This is a genomic window from Paenibacillus nuruki, assembly GCF_001721045.1.
GTDB lineage: Bacteria > Bacillota > Bacilli > Paenibacillales > Paenibacillaceae > Saccharibacillus > Saccharibacillus nuruki.
The window spans coordinates 364,080-382,561 of the sequence record NZ_MDER01000086.1; the positions used below are offsets into that span (position 1 = coordinate 364,080).

General features: G+C 38.0%; 19 protein-coding genes. 6 read left to right on the plus strand and 13 right to left on the minus strand.

Annotated elements, in window-relative coordinates; genetic code table 11:
- The first annotated feature begins 28 nt into the window (after nucleotides 1-28).
- Nucleotides 29-583 carry a hypothetical protein gene (locus PTI45_RS21685; RefSeq protein ID WP_069329662.1) on the plus strand — a complete coding sequence of 185 codons (555 nt, stop codon included), beginning with the start codon at nucleotides 29-31 and terminating at the stop codon, nucleotides 581-583.
- Nucleotides 584-736: 153 nt separating this feature from the next.
- Here the strand turns inward: PTI45_RS21685 and PTI45_RS21690 are convergent, their stop codons facing one another.
- Both PTI45_RS21690 and PTI45_RS21695 read right to left on the minus strand, forming a co-directional pair.
- Nucleotides 737-1,156 (minus strand): universal stress protein, encoded by a 420-nt coding sequence (locus PTI45_RS21690; RefSeq protein ID WP_069329663.1) that lies wholly within the window; start codon nucleotides 1,154-1,156, stop codon nucleotides 737-739.
- A 37-nt stretch (nucleotides 1,157-1,193) separates the two neighbouring features.
- Nucleotides 1,194-2,174 carry a magnesium transporter CorA family protein gene (locus tag PTI45_RS21695; RefSeq protein WP_069329664.1) on the minus strand — a complete coding sequence of 327 codons (981 nt, stop codon included), beginning with the start codon at nucleotides 2,172-2,174 and terminating at the stop codon, nucleotides 1,194-1,196.
- Nucleotides 2,175-2,379: 205 nt separating this feature from the next.
- Here PTI45_RS21695 and PTI45_RS21700 point away from each other — a divergent pair, with 205 nt between their 5' ends.
- Nucleotides 2,380-3,978 carry a peptide ABC transporter substrate-binding protein gene (locus PTI45_RS21700; RefSeq protein ID WP_069329665.1) on the plus strand — a complete coding sequence of 533 codons (1,599 nt, stop codon included), beginning with the start codon at nucleotides 2,380-2,382 and terminating at the stop codon, nucleotides 3,976-3,978.
- Nucleotides 3,979-4,056: 78 nt separating this feature from the next.
- Here the strand turns inward: PTI45_RS21700 and PTI45_RS21705 are convergent, their stop codons facing one another.
- The gene (locus PTI45_RS21705) at nucleotides 4,057-4,767 is read right to left on the minus strand and encodes a hypothetical protein (protein ID WP_069329666.1); all 711 of its coding nucleotides are present in this window, start codon (nucleotides 4,765-4,767) and stop codon (nucleotides 4,057-4,059) included.
- Between the two features lie 159 nt (nucleotides 4,768-4,926).
- Between PTI45_RS21705 and PTI45_RS21710 the strand changes: the two genes are divergently transcribed.
- The 3 genes from PTI45_RS21710 (at nucleotide 4,927) to PTI45_RS21720 (ending at nucleotide 9,070) form a co-directional block, all read left to right on the plus strand.
- On the plus strand, nucleotides 4,927-6,744 hold the full coding sequence (locus PTI45_RS21710; RefSeq protein ID WP_069329667.1) for an ABC transporter substrate-binding protein: 1,818 nt from the start codon (nucleotides 4,927-4,929) through the stop codon (nucleotides 6,742-6,744).
- A gap of 120 nt (nucleotides 6,745-6,864) precedes the next feature.
- Nucleotides 6,865-7,389: a GNAT family N-acetyltransferase gene (locus tag PTI45_RS21715; RefSeq protein ID WP_069329668.1), complete on the plus strand. Its 525-nt coding sequence runs from the start codon at nucleotides 6,865-6,867 to the stop codon at nucleotides 7,387-7,389.
- A 265-nt stretch (nucleotides 7,390-7,654) separates the two neighbouring features.
- Nucleotides 7,655-9,070 (plus strand): family 43 glycosylhydrolase, encoded by a 1,416-nt coding sequence (locus PTI45_RS21720; protein WP_069329669.1) that lies wholly within the window; start codon nucleotides 7,655-7,657, stop codon nucleotides 9,068-9,070.
- 96 nt (nucleotides 9,071-9,166) lie between these two features.
- Here PTI45_RS21720 and PTI45_RS21725 read toward each other — a convergent pair whose 3' ends face one another.
- Both PTI45_RS21725 and PTI45_RS21730 read right to left on the minus strand, forming a co-directional pair.
- Nucleotides 9,167-9,511: a type II toxin-antitoxin system HicB family antitoxin gene (locus PTI45_RS21725; RefSeq protein ID WP_175425246.1), complete on the minus strand. Its 345-nt coding sequence runs from the start codon at nucleotides 9,509-9,511 to the stop codon at nucleotides 9,167-9,169.
- Nucleotides 9,498-9,764: a type II toxin-antitoxin system HicA family toxin gene (locus tag PTI45_RS21730; RefSeq protein WP_069329670.1), complete on the minus strand. Its 267-nt coding sequence runs from the start codon at nucleotides 9,762-9,764 to the stop codon at nucleotides 9,498-9,500. The genes PTI45_RS21725 and PTI45_RS21730 overlap by 14 nt, the downstream gene beginning before the upstream one ends.
- Nucleotides 9,765-9,934: 170 nt before the next feature.
- Between PTI45_RS21730 and PTI45_RS21735 the strand changes: the two genes are divergently transcribed.
- The gene (locus PTI45_RS21735) at nucleotides 9,935-11,671 is read left to right on the plus strand and encodes a glycoside hydrolase family 13 protein (protein WP_139129306.1); all 1,737 of its coding nucleotides are present in this window, start codon (nucleotides 9,935-9,937) and stop codon (nucleotides 11,669-11,671) included.
- Nucleotides 11,672-11,762: 91 nt separating this feature from the next.
- On the opposite strand, the gene PTI45_RS21740 is transcribed toward PTI45_RS21735, so the two are convergent.
- The 8 genes from PTI45_RS21740 to PTI45_RS21775 all read right to left on the minus strand — a co-directional run bounded on the left by PTI45_RS21740 (nucleotide 11,763) and on the right by PTI45_RS21775 (nucleotide 18,431).
- On the minus strand, nucleotides 11,763-13,004 hold the full coding sequence (locus tag PTI45_RS21740; RefSeq protein ID WP_069329671.1) for a DUF445 domain-containing protein: 1,242 nt from the start codon (nucleotides 13,002-13,004) through the stop codon (nucleotides 11,763-11,765).
- 255 nt (nucleotides 13,005-13,259) lie between these two features.
- Complete coding sequence (locus PTI45_RS21745) at nucleotides 13,260-13,451, minus strand: PspC domain-containing protein (protein ID WP_069329672.1); 192 nt, start codon at nucleotides 13,449-13,451, stop codon at nucleotides 13,260-13,262.
- 146 nt (nucleotides 13,452-13,597) lie between these two features.
- A complete protein-coding gene (locus PTI45_RS21750) occupies nucleotides 13,598-14,995 on the minus strand; it encodes a sensor histidine kinase (protein ID WP_069329673.1) in 1,398 nt (465 codons plus the stop codon).
- On the minus strand, nucleotides 14,986-15,648 hold the full coding sequence (locus PTI45_RS21755; RefSeq protein ID WP_069329674.1) for a response regulator transcription factor: 663 nt from the start codon (nucleotides 15,646-15,648) through the stop codon (nucleotides 14,986-14,988). Before PTI45_RS21755 ends, PTI45_RS21750 begins: the two co-directional genes overlap by 10 nt.
- Nucleotides 15,649-15,663: 15 nt before the next feature.
- Nucleotides 15,664-16,431 (minus strand): lantibiotic immunity ABC transporter MutG family permease subunit, encoded by a 768-nt coding sequence (locus PTI45_RS21760; RefSeq protein ID WP_069329675.1) that lies wholly within the window; start codon nucleotides 16,429-16,431, stop codon nucleotides 15,664-15,666.
- 1 nt (nucleotide 16,432) lies between these two features.
- Nucleotides 16,433-17,188: a lantibiotic immunity ABC transporter MutE/EpiE family permease subunit gene (locus tag PTI45_RS21765; RefSeq protein WP_069329676.1), complete on the minus strand. Its 756-nt coding sequence runs from the start codon at nucleotides 17,186-17,188 to the stop codon at nucleotides 16,433-16,435.
- Nucleotides 17,185-17,901, minus strand: a complete 717-nt coding sequence (locus PTI45_RS21770) for a lantibiotic protection ABC transporter ATP-binding protein (protein WP_069329677.1) — start codon at nucleotides 17,899-17,901, stop codon at nucleotides 17,185-17,187. Before PTI45_RS21770 ends, PTI45_RS21765 begins: the two co-directional genes overlap by 4 nt.
- A gap of 44 nt (nucleotides 17,902-17,945) precedes the next feature.
- A complete protein-coding gene (locus tag PTI45_RS21775; RefSeq protein ID WP_069329678.1) occupies nucleotides 17,946-18,431 on the minus strand; it encodes a NisI/SpaI family lantibiotic immunity lipoprotein in 486 nt (161 codons plus the stop codon).
- Nucleotides 18,432-18,482 lie beyond the last annotated feature (51 nt).

Consider the following 18,482-nt stretch of genomic DNA (forward strand, 5'->3'; position numbering starts at 1 on the left):
AACCACCCCACAGAGGAGATGTACAATAATGAACTATAGTAAATGGATCGCTACTTCCGTGATCGCAGGAGTACTATTAACAGGTGCTACGACTACACATGCGGCAACAACTTCTACAACAACGCCCAAAGCAACAACATCTAGTTCTACCACAATGAGTAAGCAATACCCTGTAACCAATGTGAATTACTCTACCGCTCAATTGAAAAAAATCACACAAGCTTTTGCAAATTTTGATGGATTTGAGACTCCCTATGTACCTACACGTATGATCGAAGGCGATGCTTTCCGCAAAGTCAGTGGCATGGGCGACGGTGTAACTTTTCTTTTTAAATATATGACGGTATCTGTCTCACCACGTGATTATTCATATAGTTATAAAGGCAAAACGGTAACTCTTCCTAATTCCAATAATGTAAAAGCAAAATGGTACAAACCCGATAAAGTAGATATGTTAACATTCAAATTAGATGATCGGTATGTAACGATTTCTTCACCCTATCATTTATTAGGTAAAGCGAAGTTAGAGCAGGTTGCTGTAGATGTTGCCAAATACGTTCCTGTATCTGTTCCCAAGTCATAATATCTGGTTACAATAGAAAAGTGACAATTCAGAGATATGTACGGCAATCGTTAGCATTTATCGCTTAATATTAGACTATCCAAACAACTTAAAAACACGTATACAGAACAGGAGTATTCTTTACACACTCCATCTGTATACGTGTTTTTGGTATTATTTCACAATCAGGACAGGGCATTTCACACCACGAGCGACTTTATGACTGACACTTCCAAGTACCATTTCTTTAAAAGAACCCAATCCTCTGCTTCCCATCACCACTAGATCGAATCCATGATCATTGGCATGTCTGATCAAGCTTTGCCCGGGTTCTCCATGTAATACTTTGATCGTATATGTCGTTTGTTGCTGTTTGAGAAGTTCTTCGATGGGAAAAAGCTTTTGTCGTCTCGAAAGTTCTAATTCATCTATATCGCCATAGCGTAAGACTTCATCACGACTTTTACCGAAATCAGCGACAAACACTACTTCGATCTCACCATATTGTTGTAACTCCATTAATTTGAGCGCTTCTGTTGTTGCTCGCAATGAATTGTCTGAACCATCTACCGCTAACAATATGTTCTGATACATAAATCAACGTCCCTTCTCTAAGAGATATCCTATATATCTATTCGCTAGGGTGCACAGTCTTTTTACGTGTTTTTTTAGAAGTATGTTCAAGATTCATATCCAAAATATCGCCAGTCAGCCCTTTTCGTTTGAGCCACCAGTAGGTTAAGCCAGTAAGTCCAAAGATTAAGATAAGTGAAGCGAGGTAGCCCCATTTCCACTCTAATTCAGGCATATTTTTAAAGTTCATTCCCCAGATTGCGCCTAATGCTGTCATTGGTGTCAGTAGAACTGTAAATACAGTTAATGTTTTCATAATATTATTTGAACGGTAATTAGCAACATTATCATCAATTTTGAGCAATGTATCAATTTCATGTTCATATGCTGTTTGAAGCATTTGAATCCGTGCTAATCTGACTTTTAAAGTATGGAATGTCTGAGCATCTTTGACCAGAGCAGGAAAGACTTCTTCAATCGCAAACCGAATTTCTTTCAAAGCGACCGTCTGCACATTCCAGCGTGTCATCTGATTGCGCAAATCTACAATTTCACGTAGCAATTTCCCACCGTTATTTTCTTTCATTTGAAATTCGATCTCTTTCAATTGCATCTCAATCTCATCCATCCGTCCGAAAAAAGCACGAATAATCGCATTAACGACAAACATAAAGCCATCTACCGGATAATCACAACCCAGAATATACTGATTCCATTCGTGATTGTCCATATTATGAAAGAGCCATGTAGGATCTCCGATCGTTACCAATCGCTTCTCATCAATATAATAATGGAGAATATGAACATCTTCCCAGTGATCTGGATTCATATTGATTGCTAATGTTCCGCTGATATAATTTTCATTCTTTTCTTTATAATAAACAGAAGTAATTTGATTATGTGTACACATCAGACTTTCCTGTGCCCATTTTTGTAAATGTTCATCAAAATCAGGATGCTCCATCAACAGCTTAGCATCTCTCATTTGATACCATGTCCATTTGTCTTGCCCGGCTTGCATCACTTCTACTTTCGCCATTGGATCAGTACCTCCTTACTCTTACTTCTATCATTATGGTATTACCCTATTTCAGTCGTCTGTGACTTACCATTTTGCTAAAGAGGGATAGATATCAATAGCAATCAAAAGATATTTTATATTATTTAGTTCATCACCTAAGTTGTAGAATAGTATGTTATAACTAGAAGGAACGTACTTATTCTGAAGGAGGAACTATCTATTTATGAGAAATACCTACATCACGCGCATATTCATTGTGCTTACATTTGTGCTATTGTTCAGTACGATCACTCCCAGAATGTCACACGCCGAAAGTGATCCATTGCAAACGTTCCGCTTTAATCTGTATTTAGAACCGGTTACTCTTGATCCTGCATTGTCTAGTGATGGAACGACCAGTACGATTATTGAAGCTATTTTTGAAGGGCTTGTTCGCACCAATGCAAATGGCAAAGTGGAACCTGGTGTAGCTGAATCGTGGACCCTTTCACCGGATAACAAAACGTACACTTTCACATTACGTTCGAATGCTCGTTGGAGTAATGGCGATCCACTGGTCGCTGCTGATTTTGTAAATGCATGGAAAAGAGTGCTTACCCCTGCAACCCGTTCTCTATCTGCTTCGTTGCTATTCCCTATCGCACATGCTCAAGATTATTATAAAGGAACGCTTACTGATCCCAGCCAGCTAGGATTTCAAGCATTAGATGATCATACATTACAAGTTGTGTTGCAACAGCCACTCCCTTATTTTCTAGAAACATTAACGTATCCTGCTTATTCACCTATACATACATCAAGCAATACATCTATTCAGAAGAAGAATACCTCTGCTAAGGATATGATCAGCAATGGTCCATTTACTATTCAATCCTGGGCAAAAGGTCATTCCATAACACTGGCTCGTAATCCTCAATATGCACAAGCCGAAAAAGTTCATTTTGATCATGTATTTATTCGCTTTATTAATGATCCTAACAAAGAGTACACCATGTACCAATCAGGCGCTATTGATCGGTCAGGTCTGTCAGAAAGCAATATTCCTACGTTTAAAATGACCGAGCAGATGAAAAAAGAAATCGTTTATCCAGATACTGCATCCTTATACTATTATGCTTTTAATGTGAAGAAGAAGCCGTTCAATAATGTAAATATTCGTAAAGCTTTTGCTATGTCGATTGAGCGCAAACTGCTGATTAGTCCTAAATCTGCATATGGATTTGTACCTCCAGCGATCAAAGGAGCTACATCTACTTTCCGCAAAGAGTATCCAGTGACTAATTTTGAGATCAGTTCTAAGCGTGCTCGTCAATTATTACAACAAGGGATGAAAGAAGAAAAAATCACTTCTTTACCTGCGATGACATTACTAACGAATGGTGATGGTAATCGATATGTAGCGGATCAGATTACGGATATGTGGAAAAGACATTTAGGTATTACCGTTAAAGTAAAAGAAGAAAATTTCTATACTTTATTACAAGAAAAACAAAAGAAAAATTATCAGATTGTACGTGGTGGATGGTCAGCCGATTATAACGATCCTGCTGCTTTTCTAGATTTGTTCACCTCATGGAGCAATGAAAATACATCCGGTTGGAAAAACAATGCCTATGATGCTCATATGAAGAAAGCGTACAGTTTGACCAATGCCAAAGCTCGTATGAAAGAATATCGTGCTGCCGAAAAAATATTGACCGAGCAGATGGTTGCGATCCCACTTTACTATTTTAATACGTATTTTCTACAAAAGTCGAATGTACACGATGTGTATACCGATTACTCGGGTGCTCTCCATTTTGTGTACGGGTATAAAAAGTAATACATGTCTGAATCTAAAAAGCATAACTGCGCTATCTATAGCAGTTATGCTTTTTAATTATTCTATATGGCTTATGAGCTAAATAGATCGTCTATCACTGGTTGCACGCCATGCAGCAGCTATCATTTTAACAGATTGTTCATCAGGAACATGATCATTATCTTCTTCTCTAGCATCTTCCCATTCGACCATTCGTCCTAGATCTCTAAAATCCAATTCTAACTGTATTTCTTCTAACGTTAATTTTCCTTCTTCCCAAAGGGGGTCTTCTGCTTGATCTATGTATGCATATGCACGTATTAATGTACCTGATACTGCTTTGGCCCAGGCGTAATACTGGACTGTCCGATGATTGCCGAAATAATGAACTTCTCCAAATATCCTACTTAATTCTTGTACCAATTGCTTGAGTTGCATCACTTTCTGGATATCATCAGGAAAGGGAATATCATAACTGCTAACCAGTACCCAATCTTCTACTGTCGTCAAAATCCATTGTTCTCTAGTCTGTGGCTGTGGTGGAGAAACGTTAGTTATTTGAGCTAAAATAATATCTATTTCAGATTGAACGGCGATAGAGTCTGTACTTTTAACCCGTAACCATATAGCTTTGTGACCAAAATCGATAACGGTATCTTCTGTTGTGTCTTGCCAAAAGAATAATGCAGGTGGCGGAATATCTAATCCTATTATGACTTTGACTGGTGGCTTCAATGGCTTTGGCTTGATTTGCTGATAGATCCAGTAGCTTAGATAAGCAATAGCTGTGATGAGTAATGCGATCCACATGTATGGGTCTCCATTCGAAATCAATATCAGATATCTATCTATTATATCTATTTTTCTAATCATAACTTACTTTTCTTTACAATTCTTTTTTTGCTACGATGTTGTACATTAGAATCTATAGAGTATCCATTTGAAGATTATCGAAAGGAGCGGTCAGATTTGCGAATAGCAGAAGATTATGTACAGCTTCGATTGGCTTTTCACCATTATCCAGATCAGCAATCATTTCATATAGCAATGGAAGAAGTAGCACAGGCTTTATTTTGTACAGCTCGTAATGCCAAAATCATCATCACCAAAATGGTAGATGCGCAATGGATACAATTCCGCTCCGGTCGAGGTCGTGGACATACTTCTGAGCTTACCTTTTTGTTGCCAGTGACGACTGTATTATTAGATGAAGCCAAGCAACGGGTGATACAAGGAGAGGTACAGTCTGCTTTTGAGTGGCTACAAGAACATGAAACACTAGCTGTGGTACGCCCACAGTTTTTGGAATGGCTTATTCGTTATTTTGGATATACGACTCAGCAGATCGGGCAAGATCGTATCATCGAAACGTTGCGGTTGCCGATTTATCGACCGATTGTCTCGTTAGAGCCTGCTAATGCGCTGTATGCTTTTGATACGCATCTGATCGGTCAGGTCTTTAGTAGACTGGTACATTACGATCCTGTTCAGCGTACATTTACCAAAGACATCGCTCATCACTGGGAAAGTAATTCAGATGCTACTTGCTGGACATTTTATCTGCTCAAAGGTATTTCATTTCACAACGGGCAAGAACTGACGGCACAAGATGTATATACCAGTCTGATACAACTACAATCACCGACTGTGGTTCATCACTGGTTAGGTCAAGATATCGCTCATATTCAAGTGATCACCAGGTATCAAATCCAGATTCAACTACACCGACCGAATACTCAATTTCTTTTTTATATGAGTCATAGTGCTGCATCGATCTTCCCTTTATCTGAGGGAGATTCGAATCATGAATTTTCTTTACCTATCGGTTCAGGTCCTTATCAGGTCGTATCACGTCATGCTGGAAAATGTACACTGGAAGTCTTTCCATCGTATTTTGGATACCGTGGTCAGATCGATCGGATCGAGATTATTATTGTACCTGAAAATGAAGCAGAAGCTTGTTTGGGTACTAGCCCCGGGGTACTGACTGTAGTGACAGGAGAGTTCTCGATCCCAGAAAATTTGAAAATGCCTTTAACACAAACGATCACAGGGATATCCACCCTTACTTTTAACCTGCGAAAAGAAGGCATTTTGCAAGATAAGACATTTCGCAATGTGTTAGTGCATGCTATCGATCGCCAGCATATGGTACAAGAATTAGGGGAAACCCGTCTGTGCCCTGCGCAAGGATTACAGATCCATACAAACTCTCTACCAACAGCATCTACAGAACATGTGTCGGAGTCAGAAGAATCCATTTCCCTGTCTACATCACTGCTAGAACAACTCCAACACACTACATATGCTGGGGAAACGCTACATTTGTATACTTTTAACCGTCATGCTCAGGATGCCTACTGGCTTCAACAACAGTATCAGAATTATGGAATAAAGATTGACGTACATATTGTAGAATGGTCAGAAACGATTCAACTGGCAACGATGGAACAAGCAGATCTAATCTTATTCGAAGCTATGGTTAGTGAAAATCCGCTGCATCTGCTTGAATATATTCAGTCGGATCGTAATTTTATAAGACATTCATTGCCTTTAGACATAGTTGCTCAATTGGATGAACTCACCTATCCTATGCTTGCTTCTACAGATCAACATGCGCTCTCACATTGGTCTACTGCTGTGAATCGGCTATTGAGTGATACATGCACAAGTGCATTTCTAGTGGTACGCACAGCCAGTACCATTCATCATCACTCTTTGCGTGGCGTGGATGTTAATCACAAAGGATGGGTCAATTTCGATACGCTCTGGTTCCACCAAACGTAATTTATTAAAGCGATAGAGTCTACTCCGTACTAAAAGTGGAAATAATGCGTGCTTATTTTGCTATTTTTATGCTTACAGCCAGGCGATAGAATAAAAGGTATAACACGACAGATTTTATACATGGAGGTGGATATCTTGCTACAGACTGTTGTTATCGAACAAGTAAACTCTATTGAACCTTATCTGGATGAAATGTCAGATATGCTCATACAGATTGTAGATGCGGGTGCATCTATTGGATTCCTACCGCCTCTGGAGTACAAAGAAGCTGTAGCCTATTGGGAACAGGTGTTGCAACCTGCAACTCTTTTATACGTTGCTAAGATTAATGATGTGATTGCAGGAACGATTCAATTGCATCTATGTACCAAGCCCAATGGCGATCACAGAGCTGAAGTTGCTAAATTAATGGTACATCTGGATTATCGTCGTCATGGTATAGCAAGGCTGTTAATGGAGCATGTCGAACAACAAGCACGCCTGGCACAACGAATTCTACTCGTGCTGGATACCCGGGATGGCGACCCTTCTAATCGACTATATCAGTCACTAGGATACAGCCAAGCTGGGCAAATCCCAAACTATGCTAAGTCTGGAACAAGTAGTCTGGATGCTACGAACTTGTATTATAAGAATTTGGTATGAAGGTAGAGAAAGAGTGTGATTATTCGTTGATAAGACAGAATGATTACACTCTTTGGTTTTTACAATAGGTTTTCCGATTGGAACTTCTAATTGAGCTACTGTATTTTTATGTCATTATTTCGTTATTATTTTATTGTAAACGCTTACAAAAATACTTAGGATTAATTTGAAGTCTCCCTTCTTTTGTAGAGAGACTATCTTAGAATGACCGAAGGAGGTTTTTATTATTTTACAAATCTCTTGGCAATTTTCACGTAAAACGCTGATGTTATGGCTTAGTCTGGTGCTTGTTATCACTGGCTTAGGTGTTAACGGGCAATCTGCTCAAGCGGCTAGTGCTACGATTACCAATGGCACCAACTGGACAGATACCGCGGGTAATCCAATCCAAGCCAACAGTGGTAATATTCTCAAAGTCGGGGCTACATACTACTGGTACGGTGAACATGCAACCAACGGTAAGTTTGATAAAGTTAACGTATATACTTCCACTGATCTTAAAAACTGGACATTTGGCAACAGCATCCTCACCAAAAATTCCGCTACTGAACTTAATTCCAGTAAGATTGAACGCCCCAAAGTGATCTACAATGCAACAACGAAAAAGTATATTCTATGGGCACATTATGAAAATGGTAGTGATTATTCGCTAGCTCGTGTAGCTGTAGCGACTAGTGATACACCCGATGGTAATTTCACGTATAAAGGAAGCTTCCGTCCGCTCGATTATGAATCCCGTGATATGACGGTATTTGTAGATACAGATAATAAAGCTTATCTCATTACAGCTTCTCGTCAAAATAATGGTGGTGCCAACAACTCGATGGCAATCTTCCGCTTAACCGATGATTATACAGGTGTCGCTTCTTTGGTCGGTTGGGTATTCGAAGGAGCTTATCGGGAAGCACCTGCGGTTGTGAAAAAAGGAAGTAAATATTATCTGTTCACTTCTCAAGCTTCTGGCTGGTATCCGAATCAAGGCGGTTATGCAACAGCTTCTTCGATAACAGGTACATGGTCGGCACTGTCTCCTTTTGGCGATCCTTCTGCTTATGCGACACAGATCCATTCCATCGCTACCATTACAGGTAGTGCAGGTACCAGTTATATTTATATGGGGGATCGCTGGAATCCGCTTAACCTCAGTGACCACAAGTTTATCTGGTTACCTTTAACCTTAAATGATAGCAACAGCACAGCTACATTGAATTGGTACAGCAGTTGGAATATAGATGCCGCTACAGGTACAGTGAGCTTGCCAACGTTGACCAACCATGCTCTGGGTAAACCCGCAACTGCCATTTCTACCGCTTCTTCTTCTGCAACAAGCAATGCCAATGATGGTAATGCTCAGACTTCTTGGGCGGCTGCTTCTGCAACATGGCCGGCATGGTGGCAAGTCGATCTAGGCGCTGCGAAAAAGATTAGTGAAGTGGATATTTCATGGTTTATGTACAAAGGTTCTGAGGCTTATTATAAATACAAAATTGAATACAGCACCGATGGCATAAACTATACGACGATTGATCGCACAACCAATACCACCTATGGCTTTACAACAGATGCAGTGTCATTTACGGCTCGTTATGTACGTATTAATATGGTAAATGCTGTACTCCATAACAATCCCAACAACTGGTATACTCCAACTTTGCACGAAGTCCGATTGATGGGTAGTTAAGAGCATTGAGAACAGTTCAGTAATATAACAAAAGAACCTTAATCCCTCAGCATGTATGGGGTTAAGGTTCTTTTTACTATCTTTTGCTTACTCCTTTTATATCAACGTACCCACTTCTTTTTCTGCATCTTGTTGAATATGTTCTGCAATCCATTGATTCAGACTTTTTCCAGCTTTGTATGCTGCAATCGTAATCAACTGATGATTTTCTGGTGATATCCTAAGTGTTAACTGACCCGAATATGGCTTACTCGGTTCTTCTCCTCTTTCTGCACAAAAGTCTAAATAATCATCTACCGATTCTTGAAAAGCAATTCGAAGTTCTTCGACAGAAGTAGCTTGAAAAGTAACGACATCTTTGATATTCATAACTTCGCCATGTAAAATTTCAGCTTCGCTATCATATTGAGCAACACCTACATACCCTTTATATTTCATCATGATTATATACACCTGCCTCTATTAAAAATTTACGTATTGATTTTACTGCACCTTTATCTGTTTCCTTTTTAGGATGTGGACGGTGAAAAACAGCTCTAACTCCATTTAAATAGAAATGAACACGCGAACCATTTCCTTCTGTAATTTCTGCACCACAAGCTTTTAATAACGATTCAATATCTGTCCATTCAATATTAGAACGTAGAGGATCTTCAAAAATATCTATTAATGTATTACGTTGCTTATTGTTCATATTATGATACCATTCTTTGATACCATTATACTTAACCTGTTTTTATTTTTCTAGTCATATATAGTGAGAGCTCATTATTTCTTTTGAACGTCCTGCGATTGTTGTCATGTATGAAGGGGTAATACTTAGTAAGTAACTAGATATGTTACATCAGAACAGGAGACTGACAAATGAAGACGATTATGAAGCCAGAATTCTGGAAAGAAAGTGTTGTTTACGAAATTTATCCTCGTAGTTTTAAAGATAGCAATAATGATGGCATTGGCGATATTCCCGGAATTCGTTCGAAATTAGACTACTTACAACAATTGGGAGTCGATATTTTGTGGCTGACTCCTGTATATGTTTCTCCTAATGTTGATTATGGATACGATATTAAAGAACACCGTGATATTCAACCCGAATATGGGACGATGGATGATTGGAAAGAGTTACTGGACGATGTGCATCGTCGTGGAATGAAGTTGATTATGGATCTAGTGGTGAATCATACATCAGATCAACATGAATGGTTCCAACAAGCGATCTCTTCTCCAGACAATCCTTATCGTGATTACTATATCTGGCAAGCACCCAAAGAAGATGGATCAGCACCTAACAATTGGATCTCTTACTTGGGAGATTCTATGTGGAAATTAGATGAAGCTTCTAATGAATACTATTTGCATTCTTATAGTGAAAAGCAACCTGATCTCAATTGGGAGAATCCTAAAGTCCGTCATGATATGAAAGAAATGATGCGCTTCTGGCTAGATCTAGGCATTGATGGATACCGGATTGATGCTGTTAATATGATCTCCAAAGATACTAGCTTCCCGGATGCACCCCCATCTGACAAACTTCAAGCCAATGCTGAAGGATTTTACAAAAATGGCCCACGGATTCACGAATATTTACATGAATTATATACCGATGTTTTTTCTCACTATAAAATGTTTACCGCAGGCGAAGCGGCAAGCGTATCTATCGATGATGTTAAAAAATACACCAATCCAGATCGTGAAGAAATGAGCATGGTCTTGATGATTGAAGCATCCAAAGTCTGTGATGCAGATAATGATATGTGGCAAAGTAAAGACTGGTCGCTTCATGATCTCAAAGAAATCATCGCTAAATGGGAAGAAGATATTTACGGACAAGGTTGGATGGGAATCTATCTCAGCAACCATGACCACCCGCGTCTTGTTTCTTATCTAGGGCATGAAGGGGAGTATCGTACAGATTCTGCCAAAATGCTAGCGATGTTCTTACTGACACTACGTGGTACCCCTTATATTTATCAAGGTGATGAGATCGGAATGACTAATGCTGAACATATGAAAACGATCGAAGATGTCAAAGAACAACAAGCTCAAGGATATTACAAACAAATGGTGGAAGAAAAAGGAGAAGATCCTGAAGTCATTATGGAGCGTATTCGTGCTAAAGCTAGGGACAATGCTCGTACCCCGATGCAATGGGATGACAGCGAACATGCTGGATTCTCTACAGCAACGCCTTGGATACCTGCTCATTCCAACAAAGTAGAGATCAATGTAGCTCAGCAATTGGAAGACGAAGACTCTGTTTTTCATTTCTATCGTAAAATGATCGGGATTCGCAAAGAAAGTTCGGCTCTGATCTATGGTAAATATGCTTGCGAACTTTCAGATGATCCGTATATTTTTGCATACACTCGTGAATGGAATGACGAACACTGGTTGATCATCCTGAACTTCTCCAAATCTTCTACAGATCTGCAATTGCCCGAGCAACTGGTAGAGCGTATTCAGCACTCTGAATTAATGATAGGTACACATGGAGAACACTCCGAAGAAGTTGTACAAGCATTGAAATCAGGTCAACAAACAACATTACATCCGTATGAATCGTTAGCTTTCCGAGGATTGTCGATTTTAGATCAATAAATATATCATCTAGCACCATCTGCATATGTATATAACCAAAAAGGTATCTTTCGCTGTAGATCACAGTGAAGATACCTTTTCTTATGAGACATTAGATTAATTGAACAAGCGATAAAATAATACCGACTAAGAAACCACAGACCGCACCATTTACACGAATCCATTGCAAATCTTGTCCTACTTTTTCTTCTAACATATAGACCAATGCAGCATCGTCCATCCGATCCAGATTTTCTTTAACCAGAATTCCGATACGATAATGATTTTTCTCAACGGTACGAATAATCCCTTGTAGTAGACGATCTTCCCACACCGCTACTTTTTGCGGGTCTTTACCTAGATCGCGGATAATCGAGCGATAGATTGCAAATACATGACGACCGCCACCATCTCGCTCTTGTTCTAGCATAGAGATCAATAGACGACGTAGTTCTTCCAGACGCTCCATCATGAATGCATTCGCAAATTCACCCTGGATCAACTCTGCGGTCCAGTCCTTGATTTTCAGCCAGTTATCTTCTTCATCCACTACTTGGAACATCTGGATACGCAGTTCACGGATAATGGCTTCACGGTATTCACTATCTCTTTCCTGTAATTTGCCAACACCGGAAATGATCATATTTTGCAAAATGCTACCTAGACTTTCTTCATTCATCATGCCTGCGAAAGCTTGAAAAGCAAAACCTTTCAATCCACCCATGTTGATGTTAGCTAATTGCTCGTGCGCAATTTTGCCCATCGTATCACGACTTTGTGGACGAGCCGCCCATGTGCGTACTTCTTTCAAAATATGATCTAATGCTTTCTCATCATAACGCTCGTTAAGTGCATTCGTTAATACGGTTGTTGCCGCAGACTGTAAATCTGCTTTTTGTGTATAGTTCGCCAACCCTTTACCAATAAATGTAGCTACAGGCTCAAGAGGCAAACGTTCAATCGGTGGAATCATCATATTTAACAGCTCACGCCGCATTTTCTTTTTGCCCAATTGACGAGTTAACATCGACAGTGCAAACGGGAAAATACGGAATTGACGCAATTTATTTTCGATACTTTCTTTGTTGAGCAATTCATTCTCCATCGCTGAGATTAGAGAGCGAATAATTTTATCTCGATTACGGGTCAAAAGTGATGTATGCGGAATCGGAATACCGAGTGGATGACGAAATAATGCAGTCACCGCAAACCAGTCCGCGATCCCTCCGACAAGACCGGCTTCAAAGCCGCCTTGAATAATCAACAATAACGTTGTTTTCGGAAAAAACAGAGTGACTATAAATCCAAGCGCCATAATCGCTAAAGATCCACCCGCCAAATATTTTGATTTCATAACTTTCCTCCTCTTGATGGTGACAGCGCATGAATCTGCCGGGGATTTCCATTCCATAGTATAGCATATGAGCTGGTACTATATTAAATTATCAGGCAGATAAATACATAGATGACATTAGCTACTTTATCAATAGAGAACATGGAGAAAGTTAGAATAAGCTTATTTACATTATAATAAGTACAAAAACCAAAAATCGCATTCTTCTACATGTAGAAGAAAATGCGACTTTTGATCATATGCAATTCATATACATCAATACGTTGATTCTTTCGGTACAAATAATAAAGCAAGTACATAAACCAGCAAACTAGCACCACTTGTAGCAAATACACTAATTACAAATAAAATCCGTAACAGACTTGCATCAATATTCCAACTTTCTGACAGTCCACCAATTAAACCAGTAACGTACTTATCCCGATTAGAACGATACAATTTTCTCATTATTGATCTCCTCTTTCTTATTCTCTTTCTTATATCATAGAAAATAAGAGCCTTCTTTCCAACCGCCTAAGGACGGTTTTATGGTTTGGACTTTAGTCGGGGATCATACTAGTCAGATTGGAATTAGAATACCGATCTATATTTAATTAGATTGCAGAACTTACATTTAGTTCAACTTTTACTTGTCCACTTCCTGTAACAGGATCATTTTGAAGAAGTAGAGTACCGTTGTGCAATTTGATCACGTATTCTGCAAAAGTTAAACCCATACCGTAGTGTCCATCAGAGTTGCGGCTTTTATCTCCTCTGTAAAATAATTGAACGCCTTTTTCTAATGCTTCAGACGAAAATCCATTACCTTGATCGGTAATAGTGAAAAAAATCCGCTGATTTTGGTAAGCCATATCAAGCATTATTTTACCTTGTTCAGGTGTATAATCTACTGCATTTGTTAAGATATTCATAAGTGCACGATGTAATAAAGATGGATCAATATAGATATCAATATCATCTTGGTGTTCTGTTTTATATACAATCTCTACAGATTTATATTTACTGTATGCTTTGGTATCTTCAATCAAGTTATATACCAATGCGGATAAAGACACATTATTTTTCTGAACAGTCAGTGCTTCTTCTGTTTTGGACATCATAATTAATAAACGAATATGTTGTTCAATTTTGTCACCTGCATTTAAGATGTACTTTGTATACAAAGACTGCTCTTCACTTTGGTCAGACAATGATAATAATTCTGCATTTCCTTTAATAATAGTAACTGGAATTTTAATATCATGAGCCAAAGCGGCAATCTGTTCTTTTTTGGTATGCTCTAACTTCCACTGTGTTTCTAAAGAGTTTTTAAGTGCATCTCTCATTTCAATCAAAGATACCATCACGTCATCGAACTCTTGAATAGTAGAATGTTGCTGTTCAAAGTCCAAATCTTGATTTTTAATACTGTTTGTCATTTTACTCAATATATTTAAGTTTTTGCTAAATTGCTTAGCAAAAATAGTTGTAATGATAAAAGAAGCAGTAATAATAAGACCGATTAAAATGACGATACTCGTCCACTCGAAATCTGGTAAATATTTTTTTAATACAGGTGAACTAAATTGTGGACGTAAGTATGATTGAATAACACAATAATCTTGTTCTCGTTCGATCACACTGTATACCTTTTGCCCATAATATGTTGGAACGTTTCCTGCAACGACTTTTCTAGCTATAGCAATATCTTTTTCTTCCATATTGCCATACCATTTATTTTCATTTTTTTTGTCTAACACGATATATGCCGAACCTGGCGGAATAACAGCTTCCGTAACAACAGCTACAGATTTCACTTTTGGTGCAATTTGATTAATATATTGTTCATTATAATTCGCAGGTAAAATAAACCCAATAAGCATCGCTGCCCATGTAAAAATTAAATACAATACAATCATAACAATACAACTAATGCCTAGCACAGAAATATACTTGAATAATTCTCTACGCATTGTTGTTTTGCGGTAATTTTGCTTTCTTTTTATTCCCACTTGTATCCTACACCCCAGACGGTTTTGATAGGGATCTCATTACAACCTTTACACTTTTTGCGTATAGCACGAATAAATTCTGTAATCGTAGAATGCAGTGCATTTCCATCTAGACCGTATACCTCATCATAAATTTCTTCTCGCGTAAATACTCTTCCTTTATGCCTAGCAAGAAATTCACATATTTTATATTCGTTTTTAGTTAGTAATAATTTTTCTTCTGCAAACCATACTTCTTTACTATCAAAATCAAATGTAAAACCAGAAATAGTTTGTTTTGAACCTGCTTTATCCCGATGCTCTCTTCTTAAATGTGCACTTACTCTAGCACTCAATGCTTGCACACCAAAAGGTTTGGTAATATAGTCGTCTCCACCATTCATTAGACCTTGAACAATATCTTCTTCATCAGATTTAGCTGTCAAAAATAAAATAGGACAATCTACAAAGGAACGGATCTGTTTACAAAACGTAAAGCCATCCATCTCAGGCATCATGACATCAAGTAAAATCAGATCATATCCTTGTACGTTATCAATCGTTAACATGTCAGCTCGTTCTTCAATAGACACAAGATGATGATCCCGTTGCAAAATATTACGAATCAAAGCAAGAATATCTTTGTCATCGTCAATAGCTAATATGTTTGCCAATTTTCTTCACCTCAATTATTCATAAAACTTTTTGCCTTCCCATTTGCGAAACCATAATAGGCTAACAATGAAAACAATAACTGTGATTATCATGAACAAAATTTGACCTTGTTGAAAATCAGAATGAACAGCAGACTTAATATTCGAGTTAAAATTTCCTAGACGTAAGACACCTACACTGTCTGCAAAACGAACGCCCCACGCCCACGGTATGTATTTCCATATTCCATCACCCAACCCTGTAATCATTAGAGCCGATACCAATAACCCCAAGCCACCACATAAACTGGAGGCTCCTAAACCAAATGTAAAACTTACCCATAAATAGATCATATATAGTATAACACTACTCGCAATCAACCACCCTGCCCCTTGAAAAAAAACGAGATAAGGGATATTAGGTATATTTAAAATATAGCGCATACCCATAAGAAATGTGAAAATAGCCAAACCGACAGAAATAATATTCCCTATTACTAAAAATAATAATTTGCTGATATAACTCATTTCTTTAAGTGCAGCACTTCCTAATAACACTTGAAATTTGCCTGCTTTTTCCTCTTGAGTAGCTACAATACCGCATAAAATACTAATAGCTAAAGGTAAAATAACACCAATCGCTTCAAGAAAATTTGAATATGTATTCAGTGGTTGTGAAACGCGACCACTGATGTATGCCAAAAAAAGACCAGAACCTACAATAGGAGCAATAAGGTGTACCCAAAGAAAAGCAGTATGTTTCACCTTTTGAAAATCCGCTATTAAAAGTCTCCATAATACCATATTAGATTCCTCCCTGCTTTTTCAAATAGGCAGTTGCCACACGATTAAAGCTACTTGCACTACACAAAGTCACTATCACAAAAAAGCAAATAGATAATGCCAGACCCACCGGAACCACTTGTAGATTCCATAATGGGCTACCTACAGGCAGAGGCACTCCATTAGGATGAACACCTACGATTGGACTCATCATACGAATAGACCAACTCCAAGGACTTATCCACCATTGCGATTGTGTCGCTAAAGCAATACCTAACAAAAATCCCCCTGCAATATTAACGACCAAAGTCACCACAAATCCCCAACGTTTCGCAAGAAATAAACAAAAAGGAATCTGCCATAACGTAGATAGCCATAATACAGCACTAGCCTCTATGATTTTAATATACGATATAGAATTGCCTGGAAGTACCATACTAATGACCATCATCATAACAACAAAAAAAGTCAGCATTATAAACATATATAAAGCGATAATAATCGTTTTGCTATACCAGATCGTCGATAATGATACAGGCAACGTAAAGATTCCGTTATAGTTAGCTGCTTTTTGTTCTTTTTGATGAGACAAAGCACATAAAATAGCAATAGTAAGGGGAATAAATAAAATAGACCACCAATTAAATGTATTTGTGATTAAAAAAGATGGATTCATAAAAAAAGAAAACCCAATATTAAATAAAGGAACAGCAATCAATAATTTACGCGAAAAGGTTCTTTTAAATTTAAGGTTTTCTGATTTCAAATATTGCATCATACGACGACACCTACTTTCTGTCTGCTTTCTTTAACCACATTCATAAATAATTGTTCAAGATCTTCATCTGGATTTACTATTCCTTGATAGCCCAAAATACCATCACTAATAATACCGATATGATCTGCTATTTGTTCAACTTCTGATAAAATATGACTGGACAAAATAACTGTAATACCTGCTTGTGGAAAAGAACGAATTAAAGCTCTGAGTTCTTGAATACCGATAGGATCAAGTCCATTTGTAGGCTCATCCAAAACAAGTAACGTAGGATGATTAATTAAAGCAATCGCGATGCCTAGCCGTTGTTTCATCCCCATCGAGAAATGTCCTGCACGTTTTTTGCGTGTATGCGTCATATCTACTTGCTCTAACACTTCAGCAATGCGTTGATCTGAAAGACCGAGCAGAGTAGCATGTACTTTCAAATTCTCATAGGCCGTCAAATTTTCGTATAGCGGAGGCGCTTCGATAAGTGCTCCAATCTGCTTTAAATCTTTTCGACTCCATGGATGTCCATCAAATATAATTTCTCCACCGCTAGGATGAAGTAAACCTGTTAGCATTTTTAACGTTGTCGATTTACCTGCTCCATTAGGGCCTAACAATCCAAAAATACTATTTTTTTGAACTTGTAATGAAACATCTATGACTGCTTTCTCTTTACCAAATGTTTTCTGAAGATGTTTAATTTCTAATAAAGGAGTTGTCATGGTCTCTACCTCTCTCTTATATCTATCGTTTGACAGAAGAAGTTTTACGAATGTGTAATTAAAGTAGCACGATACAATTGGTGGTTAAATTCTACAATGATTTCTTCTTTGTCTTGTTTATTTTGGGATTTGATACTATACACCGATCCATAGACCATTGGTTTTTTTTCTCTTATTTTTTTGGGATCTTTGTACACATATGGCTGTTTAAGTTCATTAGCTGTCCATCGTTTTCCATTTTGATCCACATAGTAACTTTGACTTATTGTTCCGATCAATAACCCTTTACTGTTGTTATCCACTTTGTTTTGTAATTGATACGTTTTGTCTTCATATACAAACTGATCCACTTTTCCTTCATCAATCAATTGTTGAATAGTAGTCGTATGAGCAGAATCTGAATCCACAGTAAAATGTGCTGTTTTTTGCGTTTCTGTCACTACCTTGTGTGTGAATTCATCTATGCTTTGACATGCTGATAAAGTAAAAATAGCAGTCATTGCCAAAAAGTATAATCCTTTTTTGTTCATTGCTATGTCTCTCCTTTATCGAAAATTAAGATAAAAAAGCGAGTGAAGATA